At 66.5% G+C, this 14,871-nt stretch carries 16 protein-coding genes and 1 pseudogene; 11 read left to right on the top strand and 6 right to left on the bottom strand.

What is annotated here, in order from left to right:
• The first annotated feature begins 3 nt into the window (after positions 1 to 3).
• Positions 4 to 447 (top strand): transcriptional regulator NrdR, encoded by a 444-nt coding sequence (nrdR, locus tag ACSFBF_RS01185; RefSeq protein ID WP_007836918.1) that lies wholly within the window; start codon positions 4 to 6, stop codon positions 445 to 447.
• A gap of 34 nt (positions 448 to 481) precedes the next feature.
• Here the strand turns inward: nrdR and ACSFBF_RS01180 are convergent, their stop codons facing one another.
• From ACSFBF_RS01180 to ACSFBF_RS01155, 6 genes and pseudogenes are all read right to left on the bottom strand, one after another.
• Positions 482 to 949 (bottom strand): type IV pilin protein, encoded by a 468-nt coding sequence (locus tag ACSFBF_RS01180; RefSeq protein ID WP_435464556.1) that lies wholly within the window; start codon positions 947 to 949, stop codon positions 482 to 484.
• Positions 950 to 969: 20 nt separating this feature from the next.
• Positions 970 to 4,269 (bottom strand): pilus assembly protein, encoded by a 3,300-nt coding sequence (locus ACSFBF_RS01175; protein ID WP_435464555.1) that lies wholly within the window; start codon positions 4,267 to 4,269, stop codon positions 970 to 972.
• Between the two features lie 20 nt (positions 4,270 to 4,289).
• Positions 4,290 to 4,979, bottom strand: coding sequence for a pilus assembly PilX family protein (locus tag ACSFBF_RS01170; protein WP_435464554.1), 690 nt, complete (start codon positions 4,977 to 4,979; stop codon positions 4,290 to 4,292).
• Positions 4,976 to 5,794: a PilW family protein gene (locus ACSFBF_RS01165; protein ID WP_435464553.1), complete on the bottom strand. Its 819-nt coding sequence runs from the start codon at positions 5,792 to 5,794 to the stop codon at positions 4,976 to 4,978. The genes ACSFBF_RS01170 and ACSFBF_RS01165 overlap by 4 nt, the downstream gene beginning before the upstream one ends.
• A gap of 154 nt (positions 5,795 to 5,948) precedes the next feature.
• Positions 5,949 to 6,263, bottom strand: a pseudogene (gene pilV / locus ACSFBF_RS01160) (type IV pilus modification protein PilV); the annotation flags it as partial.
• Between the two features lie 65 nt (positions 6,264 to 6,328).
• Positions 6,329 to 6,856 carry a GspH/FimT family pseudopilin gene (locus tag ACSFBF_RS01155; RefSeq protein ID WP_435464552.1) on the bottom strand — a complete coding sequence of 176 codons (528 nt, stop codon included), beginning with the start codon at positions 6,854 to 6,856 and terminating at the stop codon, positions 6,329 to 6,331.
• A gap of 219 nt (positions 6,857 to 7,075) precedes the next feature.
• Here ACSFBF_RS01155 and ribD point away from each other — a divergent pair, with 219 nt between their 5' ends.
• Genes ribD through tolA form a run of 10 tightly spaced genes read left to right on the top strand, consistent with a single transcriptional unit; the run spans position 7,076 to position 14,793 of the window.
• A complete protein-coding gene (ribD, locus tag ACSFBF_RS01150) occupies positions 7,076 to 8,173 on the top strand; it encodes a bifunctional diaminohydroxyphosphoribosylaminopyrimidine deaminase/5-amino-6-(5-phosphoribosylamino)uracil reductase RibD (protein ID WP_435464551.1) in 1,098 nt (365 codons plus the stop codon).
• A 43-nt stretch (positions 8,174 to 8,216) separates the two neighbouring features.
• The gene (locus tag ACSFBF_RS01145) at positions 8,217 to 8,882 is read left to right on the top strand and encodes a riboflavin synthase (RefSeq protein WP_435464550.1); all 666 of its coding nucleotides are present in this window, start codon (positions 8,217 to 8,219) and stop codon (positions 8,880 to 8,882) included.
• A complete protein-coding gene (gene ribBA, locus ACSFBF_RS01140; protein ID WP_435464549.1) occupies positions 8,879 to 10,033 on the top strand; it encodes a bifunctional 3,4-dihydroxy-2-butanone-4-phosphate synthase/GTP cyclohydrolase II in 1,155 nt (384 codons plus the stop codon). The genes ACSFBF_RS01145 and ribBA overlap by 4 nt, the downstream gene beginning before the upstream one ends.
• A gap of 6 nt (positions 10,034 to 10,039) precedes the next feature.
• Positions 10,040 to 10,501, top strand: a complete 462-nt coding sequence (ribH, locus tag ACSFBF_RS01135) for a 6,7-dimethyl-8-ribityllumazine synthase (protein ID WP_093055938.1) — start codon at positions 10,040 to 10,042, stop codon at positions 10,499 to 10,501.
• Positions 10,498 to 11,043, top strand: a complete 546-nt coding sequence (nusB, locus tag ACSFBF_RS01130; protein ID WP_435464548.1) for a transcription antitermination factor NusB — start codon at positions 10,498 to 10,500, stop codon at positions 11,041 to 11,043. Before ribH ends, nusB begins: the two co-directional genes overlap by 4 nt.
• Entirely contained in the window at positions 11,040 to 12,245 is a 1,206-nt protein-coding gene (locus ACSFBF_RS01125; protein ID WP_435464547.1) for a pyridoxal phosphate-dependent aminotransferase, read from the top strand. The genes nusB and ACSFBF_RS01125 overlap by 4 nt, the downstream gene beginning before the upstream one ends.
• Positions 12,242 to 12,700, top strand: coding sequence for a tol-pal system-associated acyl-CoA thioesterase (gene ybgC / locus ACSFBF_RS01120; protein ID WP_435464546.1), 459 nt, complete (start codon positions 12,242 to 12,244; stop codon positions 12,698 to 12,700). The genes ACSFBF_RS01125 and ybgC overlap by 4 nt, the downstream gene beginning before the upstream one ends.
• The gene (tolQ, locus tag ACSFBF_RS01115; RefSeq protein ID WP_093055932.1) at positions 12,697 to 13,419 is read left to right on the top strand and encodes a protein TolQ; all 723 of its coding nucleotides are present in this window, start codon (positions 12,697 to 12,699) and stop codon (positions 13,417 to 13,419) included. Before ybgC ends, tolQ begins: the two co-directional genes overlap by 4 nt.
• Positions 13,420 to 13,434: 15 nt before the next feature.
• Positions 13,435 to 13,872 carry an ExbD/TolR family protein gene (locus ACSFBF_RS01110; protein WP_093055930.1) on the top strand — a complete coding sequence of 146 codons (438 nt, stop codon included), beginning with the start codon at positions 13,435 to 13,437 and terminating at the stop codon, positions 13,870 to 13,872.
• A gap of 3 nt (positions 13,873 to 13,875) precedes the next feature.
• Positions 13,876 to 14,793, top strand: a complete 918-nt coding sequence (tolA, locus tag ACSFBF_RS01105) for a cell envelope integrity protein TolA (RefSeq protein ID WP_435464545.1) — start codon at positions 13,876 to 13,878, stop codon at positions 14,791 to 14,793.
• Positions 14,794 to 14,871: the final 78 nt, after the last annotated feature.

Below are 14,871 nucleotides of genomic sequence, written 5' to 3'. Positions count from 1 at the left end.
CGCATGAAATGCCCTTTTTGCGGTCATCTTGAAACGCAGGTCGTCGAGACCCGCGTTTCGGAAGACGCCGACTTTGTCCGCAGGCGCCGCCAGTGCAGCGCCTGCGACAAGCGCTTCACCACCTACGAGCGGCCCGACGTCAATTTTCCCGTTGTCGTGAAGAAGGACGGCAGCCGCGCCGACTTCGACTCGACCAAGGTCCGCGCCTCGATGATGCTGGCGCTACGCAAGCGGCCGGTGAGCATCGAGCAGATCGACAACGCCCTGCTGCGCATCGAGCAGAAGCTGCTGGCCAGCGGCCTGCGCGAAATCGACTCGACCAAGGTTGGCGAGCTCGTGATGCGCGAACTCAAGAAGCTCGACAAGGTCGCCTACGTGCGCTTTGCCTCGGTGTACCGCAGCTTCGAGGATGTGGACGAGTTCAGGCAATTGCTGCGCGATATCTGAGCCTCATTGGCCGCCGGCCTCTCTAGACGGCATTTCAACGGTTCCAGCAAAGCTGCACCAGCGCACTCGAAGCGTCGGTGCTGCCGCCAGCCAGCTTGACGCCCTGCTGGTTGACCGTGAGCGTTCCGCATTCGTCGTTGCTCGATGCACCCTGCGGCACAGCGCTCAAGATGTAGGTAGTCGCGGCTCTTGTTGCGCCATAGCTGATGGAATAGTTCGCCGTACCGGACGACGGCGCCTGGCTCAGTCCGGTCGGCAACGCGACGGTCGCCGGGGGGTAGCGTCCGTTGGCGGTCATGTAGCGCTCGGTCCACTGCGCCGCCTGCAGCAACTGTTGCTTGGCATCGGCCCGCTTGGCTCGCAACACGTAGCGCGTGTAGCTCGGATAGGCGATGGCGGCGAGGATGGCGATCACCGCCGTCACGATCATGAGTTCGATCAGCGTGAAGCCGCGCGAGCGAATCCGCTCGCCGACCCGCGCTCCGGGATACTTGTTCTTCATGGCTTGCCTCGGCTCCATCGTCAGTTCGACGACATGAGGTTGCGCCAGCCGAAGCGGCGCACGACATCCGGCCGCTTCGGCGTATTGCATTCGCCGGCCGCGTTGCAGATCACGTCCTTGCCCTTCTCGCGGTCCTGTGGCTGCAAGGCGATGTCATCCCTGCCCGAGTTGTTGCGAAAGCCCAGATAGGCGCCCGCCGTATCCACGCTGTTGTAGGCGATGCCCTCGGGGGCGGAGCCGCTGAAGAAATCGACCACCATCGACCAGCCGTCGTCGCCGGTGCCCGCGGTGCAGGCGGTCGAATTGCTGCCGGTGCCGGGAATGGTGCTTGAGAACAGGCCGGCGCTGCTGCTCAGCGCGTCGCCCGGATAGACGATCCGCTCCCCGGTGGCCGGCAGTTGGAGGTACCAGCCACGCTTGGCCCCGGAACCGGTGTAGCTCACGCTGTTGCGCGAGACGGTGCGGAATTCGACGCCGTCCCGCACGACGGTGTCGCTGCCGGCGGTCTGCTCCACCAGGTTGGCCAGCACCGCCGTTCCAGTGCTGCCGTCGGCTCGGTCCCGGACGCCGTACAGGTACTGACTGGCGGTGCTGCCTTCGTCACCGGTCGCGAACAACCGCCCCGTGCCGAACACCACCATGTAGCCGCCGCGCGGATGACCGACGACCACCGGCGCCGCCGTGATCGGCTGGGCAGCGCCGGCCGCGAACAGCGGCACGTTGTCGAGGCTCGACGCGGTTGCGGCCGAGCCCATCGTGGCCTTCCACTTGCGGCTGTCGGCATCGCTCAGGTCGAACTTCCAGAGGTTGCCGAGCAGGTCGCCGGCATAGGCGTAGTCGATTTTTCCGTCGCCGTCGCGGTCCACCGGCCGCGGGGCGGACAGCCCGTTGCCGGTGCCGGCGCGCTGCACGGCGGGCGCGGGAATCTTGAGGATGGACTTGTCGCCGTCGAGGTACTGGATCCACAGCACGGCCTTCTCGCTCGCGCTGTTGTAGCCGTTGCCCAGGATGAGTGCCTTGCGCCCGTTGTTCAGCGGCGCCACCTGCAGCGCGCGCCCGGAGAAGGCGTCGAGCGCGGGTTGCTGGAGTTGGTGGCCCAGGTCATCGTCGGAAAGCGCGGTGGTGTCGATCAGCGCTACGTTGGCGGCCTTGCTCTCGTCGATGTTCTCGGGCTTGGTGACGTCGAGCACGAAATACCCCTTGCCGCCCGCTCCTGGCATGCCCACGAGAAGGGACTTCCACCCCGCCGCCTTTTCGGCGTTCGTGGCCTTGGCAGTGGTTGTGGCGCCGGTATTGCCCATGTGGACGTCCGCCACGAAGGCACTGCCGTCGACGTAGTACCTGTGCGAATAGGTGCCCTCGCTGAGCCGCTTGAGCCCGGGCGCTTTGGCCGTGCCGAAAAGACCTTCCGGCACATAGGCGAACTCTTCCCTGCCGGTCCCCGCGTTGAAGGCGTGCAGCATGCCGTCGTTGGCGCCCACGTAGACCATCGGCACGCGGCGGATCGAAGCGAACGTGGCGTAGGCGTCGTTGGTGAAGCCGCTCCTGGGCTTCCCCGCGTACCAGACGCTGGAGCCCACGATGTCGCCGAGCACATGGGCGCGCTTGCGCAATCCCAGGCCGGCACCCTCGTTGCTGCGGTCGCCGCGCAGGAAGTCGAGCACGCCTTGGCCGAGCGCAGTGCTTGCGGTGTCGGTGGCGGTGCTGCCCTTGAGCGCTTCTTTTTGCGCATCGCTCAGACGGCTCCACCGGAACGGCACGCCGGAGCCGCTGGTCGCGGCGCTGGTAGCCGTTGCCGCCGCGGTGCCCGAGAAGCTGAGCACCTTGCGATCGCTGCCGTGCGCCCCCGGCGTCGCCATGCGCACATCGAGCAGATCGCGCGCCGACCAGTCGGATGAGGAAGCCAGCCTGCCGTTGGCGCCAAACCTCGTGGCGGTGAGCGTGCCCGACCAGTCTGCGGTGTCGTAGCCGGCCTGGTAGACGGCCGTGCCGGTCGATACCCTGGAGGCGCTTGCGGCGATGGAGGTCAACGGGGGGCTTGTGTTGATCAGGATCTGCCCGAGGATGGATTTGAAGGCGTTGCCGAGCGCCCCAGCGTTCGAGGCCGGCGTGAAGGTGCCGCGGCTGTTCAGCGCGGCGTGCCAGAGGTCCATGCGCAAGGCGGAGCTGTTGGACCCGCTGCTATACAAATATCCGTCGCCGTCCCAGCGGTCCGGCACCGGTGAGCCTGCCAGCGGGTCCGACCAGGTGGTCGCGCCATCGACCAGCCGCTCATAGTCCCCGCTGTAGGTGGGCTGCGCCGCGCCCGCCGAAATGACCGGCGCGCCGCTCCACGATGACGCCGCACCGAAACCGATGGTGTAGGTCGTCAAGTGCTGCCACGTGGCCGGATTGTTCCTGGGATTCCAGTACTCGGGGACCGTCGCCGTACCGACTGCCACACTGCCGGGCTCGACAACGATCTTCTTCAGGTTGTTCGGCACGTCCGGCTGCAGATCGCTGGCCCAGTAGTGAAAGGCCATGTCGGCCAGGGTCGGGCGATATTCAGCCTTGGGTCTCCAGCCGCTGCTCCGGTCCCAGTTGGCAACATCATTGACGGCCCCGGCGTTGTCCTTGTAGGGCGCGCGCGGCTGGTAGACCGTGGAATCGGGCAGGACGCGGCGCGTTCCGTCTTCGTTTCCGATGGCCGGCATGTTGAGCCTCGCCGGGTCCTCGTTGAATCCGAAGAGGTTGTACTCGCCGTCCGTCATGAAGATGTGGAAGGACTTGCGGCAACCCGACTGCGCGGCCCCCTCTACGCCGGGTTCGTCCGAGTAGGGGCTGTACTGGCCGGTGGTCTTCATGTATTCGCCGGCGCGGGTCATCATGGCGTGCAGCGGCGTCCAACCCTCCGGAACCAGCGAATCGACCCAGGTCATGAAGTTGGCGCGATGCGCGCTGTCCAGCGAACGCATCAGGTTCGCGTTGGCACGGCCGCCGATCCGGCACTGGCCGGCCCGATAACTCCCCTCCGAGGTGTCGCCGAAGAAACCGACGCAGTTGTTGCCGCTTCTGTTCATCGCCTGCCAGGCGAGGCGAATCTGGTCATTGGGCATGTTCGCCTCGGAGAAGTTTGCCCTGAGCGCCGCCTTCAGGGCCAGCATGCCGTTCCCCCACATGCTGCCTGAGTTGTCGACCGACACGATCACGTTCGGCGCCGGCTCCTTGACCGCTGTGTTGCGCGGCACCTGCGCCAGCGGATACGGCGCGGCGTGGCCGACGGCCTGCGCCAGCATCAGGCCGCACACCGCGACGCTCCTCGAAATCCCGGTGATGTTCATATCCCTCCCTCTCGTCATGCTCAATTCACCCCTCTGACCGGGTCCGGGTCGAAGGACACCTGCAGTTCGATCCGCGTGCCGCCCGCCACACTCGCGCTGCGCGCGCCCATTGCGACCGCGGTGATCCGGTACAACGGGTATTTGCTGTTCCTGCGGTCGATGACCTCGATCCAGTACCTGGCGCTGGCCAGTGCCGGATTGCCGTCGCTGGGCGCTCCCGTGAACTGCCCATACGACGCGTACTTGTTGGCGTACGCGTCGCGGGCCCAGAACCTGTGGGCCTCGCTGCGGAATGCGGCAGCCACCGAATCGCTTGCAGAGAAGTAACAGATACCCCGCTCGCAGGAGTCGGCGCCGTCGGCTGCATAGGCGGTCACCCAGCCGGTGTCCCTGTCGGGGAAGACGCGACCCTCGTCGGCCTTGCGGCAGCGCGCCCCCGGGAGCGCCGAGCACGCGACATAAGTCTGGGTCGCAGAGGCGAAGGCCAGTTGCCGGATGTCGCGCTCCGCATCCAGCAGCGCGGCTTCTGCGGCCTCGAAGGCACGCTGGTGTTCGCGCTGGTTGCCGGCCACCGACTCGAGCAACTGGGCCATCCTCGCCCCGCCGATCACCAGCAGCGCCGAGAGCAGCAGCATGATCATCACGACGAAGAGCGAAAAGCCGTGCTGCGCCGCAGACGCATCAAGCCTGCCTGGGAAATTCATGGTCATAGCGCTCCCAGGTTGTTCCGCAGCGCGAACACCGCCGTGTAGACACGTCGCAACTTGCCGTCGCTGCTGGTCCGGGGCACCCCGTCGCAGTCGGTATGGCTTCCGCCCGGGTTGTTCCTGGATGTGCCAGCGAGCTGCAGGCAGACGCGCACCGTGCGAACGTCGTTGAAACTCGCGACGTCGTCGGCCGTCACGTAGCGCACCACCTGCCCGCTGCCGGCCGCCGCGCCGACGCCGTACATGACGTCGAAACGCTCGACGCCGTCGAGGATGGGCTGCGGCGTCGCATTGGCGCTCCCCTGGCACCTCAGCACGCCGTTCACCACCGAAAACTCGCTGGTGATCAGCCGCACCTTGCCCGGCGCTGCGGGATTGGTCCGGTCATATTCGCCGCCCGTCGCTCGCCCGGGCTCCTGGCCCAGGCAGTCCTTGAAGTAGTCGGGATTCGGCGCGTAGCCGACCTTCAGCTTGTCGTTCACCGAGCCGCTCGGCGACTCCACGCCCTTGATCGCGAAGAAGGCCGGCTCGCCCCGAAGGTTGGTGTCCCTGTCGACGTTGAAGTAGTACAGCGGCTCGGTGGCATCGATGGGGATGTATCCGGCCTGCCTGATCTGCCTGCCCAGCATCCCGAAAGCCAGCGCCGACGACTGGTGAAGCGCGTTGACGTCGTCGCCCGTCATGGCGGTGCTGCGCGTGCCGAGCATGCTCACGACAGCGGCCAGCACGACCAGCATGCCGATGACCATGGCGACGAGAAACTCGACCAGCGTGAAGCCCGCCTGCCGCAGCCTGAGAGCGATTGCCTTGCGGTTCATGGCTGAGGCACCGCGACGACGACTTCCATGCAGGCCTTGCCGTCGGGGCAACTCCAGTCCGGTCCGGGGCGATCGGATTGACGACTGCCGGCTCATCCCATGCGATATGCACGAACAGCAAGCCACCGGCCGCCGCCCTGCCCTGCACGTCGGCCAGTCCGCCGGGCAATGCGCTCGCCACCGCGCGCTTCCAGCTCCACAGGTCGTAGGCCGCGAGTTCGCCGGCGCTGCAACTGGCACGGGCGCTCGCGCACGAGGGCTCGGGTTCGTCCGCATCCGCCTGCGACCAGTCGGACACATAGGAGCTGCTGGCTCCGGCGCCGGGGTTGGCCCGGATGCGGTCGGCCATGTCGCCAGCCAGTTGCACGGCGACGTTCTGGTTGCTTGCGCTGACGCTGTCGGAAAGCACGCGCAGCTGAAAGCCCGCCAGCGCCAGCAGGCCGAGCGAGAGCGCGAGGACGGCCACCATGGCTTCGATCATCGAGAAGCCCGCCTGCACATCGCGCGGCTTGCGAACCGGGATGTCCAGCATCTTCAGCACGCCCCACCCCCTTTCACCAGCCGGATGCGCCCGCCGAACGACAGGCACACCGAAACGGCATTGGGCGAGTCGTCGCTACCCGCCGGACGAAAGCTGAAACTGGTGATGCCAGCCGGATGGCCCATGGCATCGAACGACATGGCGCCGGCCGCGCTCCTCTCCACCGCAACCCGGCTGTCGGGATCCTGCCGCCTGAGGGTTTCGACGGTGGTGCCCTCCGAGACGCGGGTGTCCCAGCCGCAACTCCAGTCGCCGCCACGGCATTCCGCGCGCTGCTGGATGCTCACGCCCTTTCCGCGCCGGACTGCTTCGGAGCGTGCGTGGCTCACGCTTGCGATCAGTGCCCTGGCCATGCCCTCGACCCGATACCGTTCGATCAGGCTGTTGAAGCTGGGCAGCGCGATCGCCAACAGGACGGTCATCAGCGCAATGACGACCATCATCTCGATGAGCGTGAAGCCTTGCGGCCTTTCGGCGCGGCGTGAAAGCTCCCGCTCGGACGCGCAGAATCCGTTGTTCATGTTGTACCGTCCACCGCCTTGCACCAAGGTGCCGGGCAGACGCTTCTCCCTGATTGCAATAGCCGGGAATTCTATTTTTCGATTTCTTATTGACGGCCTATTGCGCGACAAGCGGTCAAAGCAAATGGATCAGCGGCCAATTGTTTTCAATTGATTTCGAATTGCTGCCTCAAATAGATTTTATTTAACAAAAGAATGACAAAAGAAACTCCGAATTTCATGATTCACGCGCTGAATCTCGCGCATCAAGCTGGACCCGAGACCGATCCGAACCCGCGCGTCGGCTGCGTCCTTGTGGCTGCGAACGGCACGGTGATCGGCCAAGGCCACACCCAGCAGGTCGGCGGCCCGCACGCCGAGATCATGGCGCTGCGTGATGCGGCTGCGCGGGGCCATTCGGTCGTCGGCGCGACCGCGTACGTCACCCTCGAGCCCTGCTCCCACCATGGCCGCACCGGCCCATGCTGCGATGCGCTGGTCGCGGCCGGCATCGGCCGGGTGGTCGCGTCGATGGCCGACCCCAATCCGCTGGTCGCCGGCCAGGGTTTCGAGCGACTACGCGCCGCGGGCGTCGATGTCGAGGTCGGGCCGGGCGCTGAGGAGGCCCGTGAACTCAACATCGGCTTTTTCAGCCGCATGGTCCGCAAGACGCCCTGGGTCCGGATGAAGGTGGCGGCCTCGCTCGACGGCAAGACCGGCCTCGACAACGGCGTGAGCCAATGGATCACGGCCCAAGCCGCGCGCGCCGATGGTCATGCCTGGCGAGCCCGCGCCAGCGCGGTGCTGACGGGTGTCGGAACCGTGCTCGAAGACAACCCGCGCCTGGACGTGCGCCTGGTCGAGACTCCGCGCCAACCGCACCTGGTGGTCGTGGACAGCCGGCTCCAGACGCCGCCCGACGCTCACATCTTCATAGCAGGCCGCCCCGTGTGGATCTACGCGGCCAGCCGGGACGAGAAGAAAGCCGAGGCGCTGGAAGCACGCGGCGCCACCGTCACCTGCCTGCCCAACGCCGACGGCAAGGTCGACCTGGGTGCCATGTTGAAAGACTTGGCGGCCCGCGGCGTCAATGAACTACACGTCGAATCGGGCCACAAGCTCAACGGCTCGATGCTGCGCGAAGGCTGCGTAGACGAACTGCTGGTGTACCTGGCGCCCAAGCTGATCGGCAGCGGGCTAGACATTGCGAGCCACATCCACGCCAATGGCCCGCTCACCTCGCTGACGGGTGTTCTGCCCCTGGAATTCAGGTCCGTCGACATGCTCGGACCCGACCTGCGCATCGTGGCCCGGATTGCCGGAAGGGATGCCTTCTAGCGTTTAGCCCGAAGCCTCCCTCGTTCTCTGCGAAAATGCGGCGATGTTCACCGGAATCATCACCGGCGTGGGGCGCATCGCCGCCATTCACGACCTCGGCACCTCCTCCTCCTTTGGCAAAAGACTCAGCATTGCAGTGCCCGACGGGTATCTCGATGACGTCGGCCTTGGCGACAGCATCGCGCTCAACGGCGCCTGCATGACCGTCACCACGCTCGTTCCCGAGCGGCAGCAGTTCACCATCGACATTTCCGCCGAGTCCCTCGACAAGACCGCGGGCCTGACCGACGAAGGCAGCCGCATCAACCTCGAAAAGGCCCTGCGCGCCAGCGACCGCCTCGGCGGCCACATCGTGTCGGGCCATGTGGACGGCATCGGCACCGTGAGCTTCTTCGAGCCCGTCGGCGAAAGCTGGGAGCTGCGCGTGGTGGCTCCGCCCGCGCTGGCCCGCTTCCTCGCCTACAAAGGTTCGATCACCGTCAACGGCGTGAGCCTCACCGTCAACAAGGTGAACGACATCGAAGGCAGCGCCGAGATCAGCATCAACCTGATCCCGCACACCGTCGACAACACATCCCTTGGCAGCCTGAAGGCCGGCTCGAAGGTCAACCTCGAAATCGATACCGTGGCGCGCTACGTGGAGCGCATGCTTCAGACGGGCGTGCTGGTGCCCCCCTCTTCCACGTATTCCAAGGACACAGCCGAATGAACGCCTCCGTCACGCCGATCGGCGCTCCCCGCGCCGCGCGCCCCCCAGCCCCGATCTCGTCGGTCGAGGAAATCGTGGCCGAGCTTGCCGCCGGCCGCATGGTGATCCTGGTCGACGAGGAAGACCGCGAGAACGAAGGCGACATCGTCGTCGCGGCCGACCACATCACGCCCGAGGCCATCAACTTCATGGCGCGCCATGCCCGCGGCCTGATCTGCCTCACGCTGTCGCGCGAGATGTGCGAGCGGCTGCAGCTACCGCCAATGGTCCAGCGCAACGGCGCCAAGCATTCGACCGCGTTCACCGTTTCCATCGAAGCGGCCGAAGGCGTGACCACTGGCATCTCGGCCGCCGACCGCGCCCGCACCGTGCAGGCCGCCGTGGCGCCCAACGCCGTGGCTGCCGACCTGGTACAGCCCGGCCACATCTTCCCGCTGCAGGCGGTGGACGGCGGCGTTCTGATGCGCGCCGGCCATACCGAAGCCGGCTGCGACCTCGCCGCCATGGCCGGCTGCTCGCCCGCCTCGGTGATCTGCGAGGTGATGAACGAAGACGGCACCATGGCCCGCTTGCCCGACCTGCAGATCTTCGCGGCCGAGCACGGCCTCAAGATCGGCACCATCGCCGCGCTCATCGAGCATCGCAGCCGCGTCGAATCGCTGGTCGAAAAAGTCGGCTGCCGCGAAATCCAGACCAACTGGGGCGCCTTCACCGCCCACGCCTTCCGCGACAAGCCCAGCCACGGCGTGCACCTTGCGCTGGTGCGCGGCAAGTGGTCGCCCGAAGACACGGTGTCTGTGCGTGTGCATGAGCCGCTGTCGGTGCTCGATGCGCTCGAAATCAACCGCTCGCTGCATTCGTGGAGCCTGGACGCCAGCCTCTCGCACATCGCGAACGAAGGCAAGGGTGTGGCCGTGCTGCTGAACTGCGGCGAAACCGCCGGCGAGCTGCTCGCCCAGTTCGACGGCACCGCGCGCCCCGCGCAAGCGCCCGAGCGCGGCCGCATGGATCTGCGCAGCTACGGCATCGGCGCACAGATCCTGCGCGAATGCGGCGTGCACAAGATGAATCTGCTGGGCACGCCGCGTCGCATGCCGAGCATGGCGGCGGGCTACGGGCTCGAAATCGCCGGCTACCTCACGAAAGACTGAACGACCATGCAAGGTTCAAACAAGGGCGAGACAACGCTCAACGGCAAAGGCCTGCGCATCGGCATCGTGCAGGCGCGCTTCAACGCCGACATCACCGATGCGCTGGCTTCGGCCTGCCTCTCGGAGCTCGAGGCGCTGGGCGTGGCCGCCAGCGACATCCATCACCTGCAGGTGCCCGGCGCGCTCGAAGTGCCCGTGGCGCTGCAGGCGCTCGCCGAGCGCGGCGGCTACCACGCGCTGGTGGCGCTGGGCTGCATCATCCGCGGCGAAACCTATCACTTCGAACTCGTGGCCAACGAATCGGGCGCGAGCGTGAGCCGCATTGCGCTCGACTACCGCCTGCCCATCGCCAACGCGATCCTCACCACCGAAAACCTCGAGCAGGCCATCGCCCGCCAGACCGACAAGGGCCGCGACGCGGCCCGCGTGGCGGTCGAAATGGCGCAACTGCTGGCCACCCTTTCATGACCGAAGACACCTCCAAGCCCATCAAGCCCGCTGGCGCCAAGCCGCGCCAGTCGCGCGTCGGCCTCACCAGCACGGGCGCGCGCAAGGCTTCGGCCAAATCGAACCGCAGCCGTGCGCGCGAGTTCGCGCTGCAGGCGCTCTACCAGCACCTGGTGGGCCGCAACGACCCGACCGACATCGACCACTTCACGCGCGACCTCGCGGGCTTCCACAAGGCCGACGCCCTGCACTACGACGCGCTGCTGCACGGTTCGATCGAAGGCGCCGAGCAGCTCGACGCGCTGATCCGCCCGCTGCTGGACCGCAAGTTCGAAGAGATTTCGCCCATCGAACACGCCGTGATGTGGATCGGCGTGTACGAGTTCCAGAACTGCCCCGACGTGCCATGGCGCGTGGTGCTCAACGAGTGCATCGAACTCGCCAAGGAATTCGGCGGCACCGACGGCCACAAGTATGTGAACGCCGTGCTCAACGGCCTGGCGCCGCAGTTGCGCCCGCTTGAAGTGGAAGCAGACCGGGCTTCCGGCAAGGCCAAGGCATGAGGATTTCGACGCGCGCACAGCGCATCGAGCCCTTCTATGTGATGGAAGTGGCCAAAGCCGCCAGTGCATTGGCCCGCCAGGTGGCCCACACCGACCGGCCGATGATCTTCCTGAACATCGGCGAACCCGACTTCACCGCCCCGCCGCTGGTGCAGGAAGCCGCGGCCCGCGCCGTGCGCACCGGCGCCACGCAGTACACGCAGGCCACCGGCCTCGATCACCTGCGCGAACGCATCAGCGCCTGGTACCGCCAGCGCTTCAACGTCGACGTGCCGGCCCGTCGCATCGTCGTCACCGCCGGCGCTTCGGCCGCGCTGCAGCTCGCCTGCCTCGCGCTGATCGAATCCGGCGACGAGATCCTGATGCCCGACCCGAGCTATCCGTGCAACCGCCACTTCGTGAGCGCGGCGGACGGCAAGGCCGTGCTGGTGCCGACCACAGCCGAAGAGCGCTTCCAGCTCACGGCCGCCAAGGTCGAAGCCGCCTGGACCGACAAGACGCGCGGCGTGCTGCTCGCCTCGCCGTCGAACCCGACCGGCACTTCGATTGCGCCCGACGAGCTGCGCCGCATCCACGAGGTTGTGTCGCAGCGCGGCGGCATCACGCTGATCGACGAGATCTACCTCGGCTTGTCGTACGACGACGCCTTCGGGCAGACGGCGCTGGCCATCGACGACAACGTCATCAGCATCAACAGCTTCAGCAAGTACTTCAACATGACCGGCTGGCGCCTCGGCTGGCTGGTGGTGCCCGAAGTGCTGGTGCCAGTGGTCGAGCGCCTCGCTCAAAACCTCTTCATCTGTGCGAGCACGGTGTCGCAGTACGCGGCGCTGGCCTGCTTCGAGGACGAGAGCATTGCCGAGTACGAACGCCGCCGCGCTGAATTCAAGGCGCGCCGCGACTGGTTCATTCCGCAGCTCAACGCGTTGGGCCTGAGCGTGCCCGTGGTGCCCGACGGCGCCTTCTACGCTTGGGCCGACTGCACCAGCTTCGCCGAAAAGCTCGGCATCTCGGGCAGCTGGGACTTCGCCTTCGAGACCATGAAGCGCGCCCACGTCGCCGTCACGCCCGGCCGCGACTTCGGCACGGCCGAGACGGCCAAGTTCGTGCGCTTCTCCACTGCCAGTTCGATGGCGCACCTGCAGGAATCCATCGAACGCCTGCGGGCCATGGCCACGACGACCGAACACCGGGCCCAATGAGTTACGCGTTTCCGATCCGCGTCTACTGGGAAGACACCGACGCCGGCGGCATCGTGTTCTACGCCAACTACCTGAAGTTCATGGAGCGTGGCCGCACCGAATGGCTGCGCTCCCTGGGCGTCGAGCAGCGCAAGCTGCGCGAGGAAACGGGCGGCCAGTTCGTGGTGAGCGAAACGCAGCTCAAATACCATCGGCCCTCGCGGCTGGACGACGAACTGCTCGTTACAGCCGATCTTCAACAATTGGGCACTGCGTCGTTGATAATCGGTCAGCGAGTGCTATCAAAAACAGAGCAAGAGCGAACGGGGGCCCCGGCACCCGTCTTGCTGTGCGAAGGCACGATCCGCATCGGCTGGGTGGACGCCGCCACATTGCGTCCCGCACGCATTCCGAAGCAAGTGACGGGAACCCTCGAGCGCAACAGCGGCTCCATGACACAACCTTTCAAGCCATGAACCAAGACCTCTCCATCATCAATCTCCTGCTCCATGCGAGCTTCGTGGTTCAACTGGTCGTGCTGCTGCTGGTGATCGTCTCGATCGCCAGCTGGGCCGCGATCATCCGCAAGTACTTCGCACTGCGGCGCATGCGTGCCCTCAACGACGACTTCGAACGCGAGTTCTGGTCGGGCACCAGCCTCAACGAACTGTTCGCCTCGGCCGCGCAGAACGCCAAGTTCGCCGGCCCCATGGAGCGCATCTTCGCTTCGGGCATGCGCGAGTACCAGAAGCTGCGCGAACGCCACGTGACCGACGCCCCCACGCTGCTCGACGGCGCCCGCCGCGCCATGCGCGCGAGCTTCCAGCGCGAGCTGGACGCGGCTGAGCAGAACCTCTCGTTCCTGGCCACCGTGGGCTCGGTCTCTCCGTACGTCGGCCTGTTCGGCACGGTCTGGGGCATCATGCACGCCTTCACCGGCCTGGCTGCGCTCGCGCAAGTGACGCTGGCCACCGTGGCCCCCGGCATCGCCGAGGCGCTGGTGGCCACGGCCATCGGCCTGTTCGCCGCCATTCCGGCTGTTGTGGGCTACAACCGCTTCGCCCGCGAGATCGACAAGATCGCCATTGCCCTCGAAACCTACATCGAGGAGTTCTCCAACATCCTGCAGCGCAACCTGTCGGCCAATCCGACGGCTGGCGGTGCGGCATCGTCGGTGGCTCCGGCCAACCGCTGAACGGAGGCGCAGCGCATGCCCGCCGTTTCATCCCGGGGCCGTGGCCGCCGGACGATCAACGAGATCAACATGGTCCCGTTCATCGACGTGATGCTGGTGCTGCTGATCATCTTCATGGTCACCGCACCGCTCATCACGCCGAGCGTGATCAACCTGCCTTCGGTCGACCGCGCCAACAAGCAGCCCGACAAGCCCATCGAGATCGTCATCAAGAGCGAAGACGAAGTGCAGATCAAGAAAGACCCGTCCACCGGCTCGGGCGGCACCTCGATCCCCATGACCCAGATCGGCTCCGCGGCCAAGCAGGCCCAGGGCGGCGACGACCAGCGCCCGGTGGTCATCAGCGCCGACAAGTCGGTGAAGTACGAGACCGTCGTGAAGGCGATGAACCAGCTCAAGCGCAGCGGCATCGAGCGCGTGGGCCTGTCGGTCACGACCACGGGCGGCAAATAAGGCATGTCGCTCGCACTGGATCGCCCCGAGTTCGCGCCGCCGCCGCAGCGCGGCACGCCGCGTGCCGTCGTGCTGGCCCTCATTGCGCATGCGCTGCTCATTGCCGCGCTGACATGGGGCGTGCGCTGGCGCAGCGACCCCGACGAAGGTGCAGTCGATGCGGAGTTGTGGTCGTCCACGGTGCAGCAGGCGGCACCCCGTCTTCAAGCACCGCAAGCCCCCACGCCTGCTCCCGCGCCACCGCCGCCCGCACCCGCACCGCCGCCCCCACCGGTGGCGAAGGCGCCCGAGCCCGCACCTGCGCCAAAGGCGCCCGACATTGCCCTGGAGCGCGAGAAGAAGCTCAAGGAGCAGAAGGAACAGCAAGAGCGCGAACTCGAGCAGCAACAGCAGCAGAAGAAGAAAGAGCTCGAAGCCAAGCAGCGCGCCGAAGACGAGGCCCAGCGCAAGAAGGAACAGCAGCAGAAGCTCGCCGACCAGAAGAAGCAGCAGGAAGCCGACGCCAAGCAGGCCGAAGCCAAGAAGGCAGAGGCCGCCACGAAACAGGCGGCCGCCGACCGCGCCGCCGCGCTCAAGCGCATGCAGGGTCTTGCGGGTGCTAGCGGTGCCGACGACTCGAAGGGCACGGCCCAGCGTTCGTCAGGCCCTTCGAGCGGCTACGCCGGCCGCATCGCCGCAGCGGTACGCCCGAACATCACCTTCCCAGATGCAGACATGGTGAACGGCAACCCGGCTGCGGAGTTCGAAGTCAACCTGGCGCCCGACGGCACCATCGTCGGCGTCAAGCTGAGCAAGTCGAGCGGTCTGCAAGGCTGGGACGAGGCGGCCGAGCGCGGCCTGCGCAAGACCGAGAAGCTGCCGCGCGACACCGACGGGCGCATCTTCCCATCGCTGATCGTGTCGCTGCGGCCCAAGCGCTGACGACGGCACAACGTCGATTCATGCATCGATTCCGGGCGGCAATGAACAACCGCCCGGAACTCGTTCGACGCCCCGCTG

The sequence above is a fragment of the Variovorax nivicola genome (assembly GCF_051216475.1).
Taxonomy (GTDB): Bacteria; Pseudomonadota; Gammaproteobacteria; order Burkholderiales; family Burkholderiaceae_C; genus Variovorax.
Note: the sequence above shows the minus strand (reverse complement) of the source record. Positions and strands in the feature narration are given on the sequence as shown.

Excerpts from the sequence above, each read along its gene's own strand:
- nrdR (WP_007836918.1), top strand. The coding sequence starts at position 4 with ATGAAATGCCCTTTTTGCGGTCATCTTGAAACGCAGGTCGTCGAGACC.
- ACSFBF_RS01180 (WP_435464556.1), bottom strand. The coding sequence starts at position 949 with ATGAAGAACAAGTATCCCGGAGCGCGGGTCGGCGAGCGGATTCGCTCG.
- ACSFBF_RS01175 (WP_435464555.1), bottom strand. The coding sequence starts at position 4,269 with ATGAACATCACCGGGATTTCGAGGAGCGTCGCGGTGTGCGGCCTGATG.
- ACSFBF_RS01170 (WP_435464554.1), bottom strand. The coding sequence starts at position 4,979 with ATGACCATGAATTTCCCAGGCAGGCTTGATGCGTCTGCGGCGCAGCAC.
- ACSFBF_RS01165 (WP_435464553.1), bottom strand. The coding sequence starts at position 5,794 with ATGAACCGCAAGGCAATCGCTCTCAGGCTGCGGCAGGCGGGCTTCACG.
- ACSFBF_RS01155 (WP_435464552.1), bottom strand. The coding sequence starts at position 6,856 with ATGAACAACGGATTCTGCGCGTCCGAGCGGGAGCTTTCACGCCGCGCC.
- ribD (WP_435464551.1), top strand. The coding sequence starts at position 7,076 with ATGATTCACGCGCTGAATCTCGCGCATCAAGCTGGACCCGAGACCGAT.
- ACSFBF_RS01145 (WP_435464550.1), top strand. The coding sequence starts at position 8,217 with ATGTTCACCGGAATCATCACCGGCGTGGGGCGCATCGCCGCCATTCAC.
- ribBA (WP_435464549.1), top strand. The coding sequence starts at position 8,879 with ATGAACGCCTCCGTCACGCCGATCGGCGCTCCCCGCGCCGCGCGCCCC.
- ribH (WP_093055938.1), top strand. The coding sequence starts at position 10,040 with ATGCAAGGTTCAAACAAGGGCGAGACAACGCTCAACGGCAAAGGCCTG.
- nusB (WP_435464548.1), top strand. The coding sequence starts at position 10,498 with ATGACCGAAGACACCTCCAAGCCCATCAAGCCCGCTGGCGCCAAGCCG.
- ACSFBF_RS01125 (WP_435464547.1), top strand. The coding sequence starts at position 11,040 with ATGAGGATTTCGACGCGCGCACAGCGCATCGAGCCCTTCTATGTGATG.
- ybgC (WP_435464546.1), top strand. The coding sequence starts at position 12,242 with ATGAGTTACGCGTTTCCGATCCGCGTCTACTGGGAAGACACCGACGCC.
- tolQ (WP_093055932.1), top strand. The coding sequence starts at position 12,697 with ATGAACCAAGACCTCTCCATCATCAATCTCCTGCTCCATGCGAGCTTC.
- ACSFBF_RS01110 (WP_093055930.1), top strand. The coding sequence starts at position 13,435 with ATGCCCGCCGTTTCATCCCGGGGCCGTGGCCGCCGGACGATCAACGAG.
- tolA (WP_435464545.1), top strand. The coding sequence starts at position 13,876 with ATGTCGCTCGCACTGGATCGCCCCGAGTTCGCGCCGCCGCCGCAGCGC.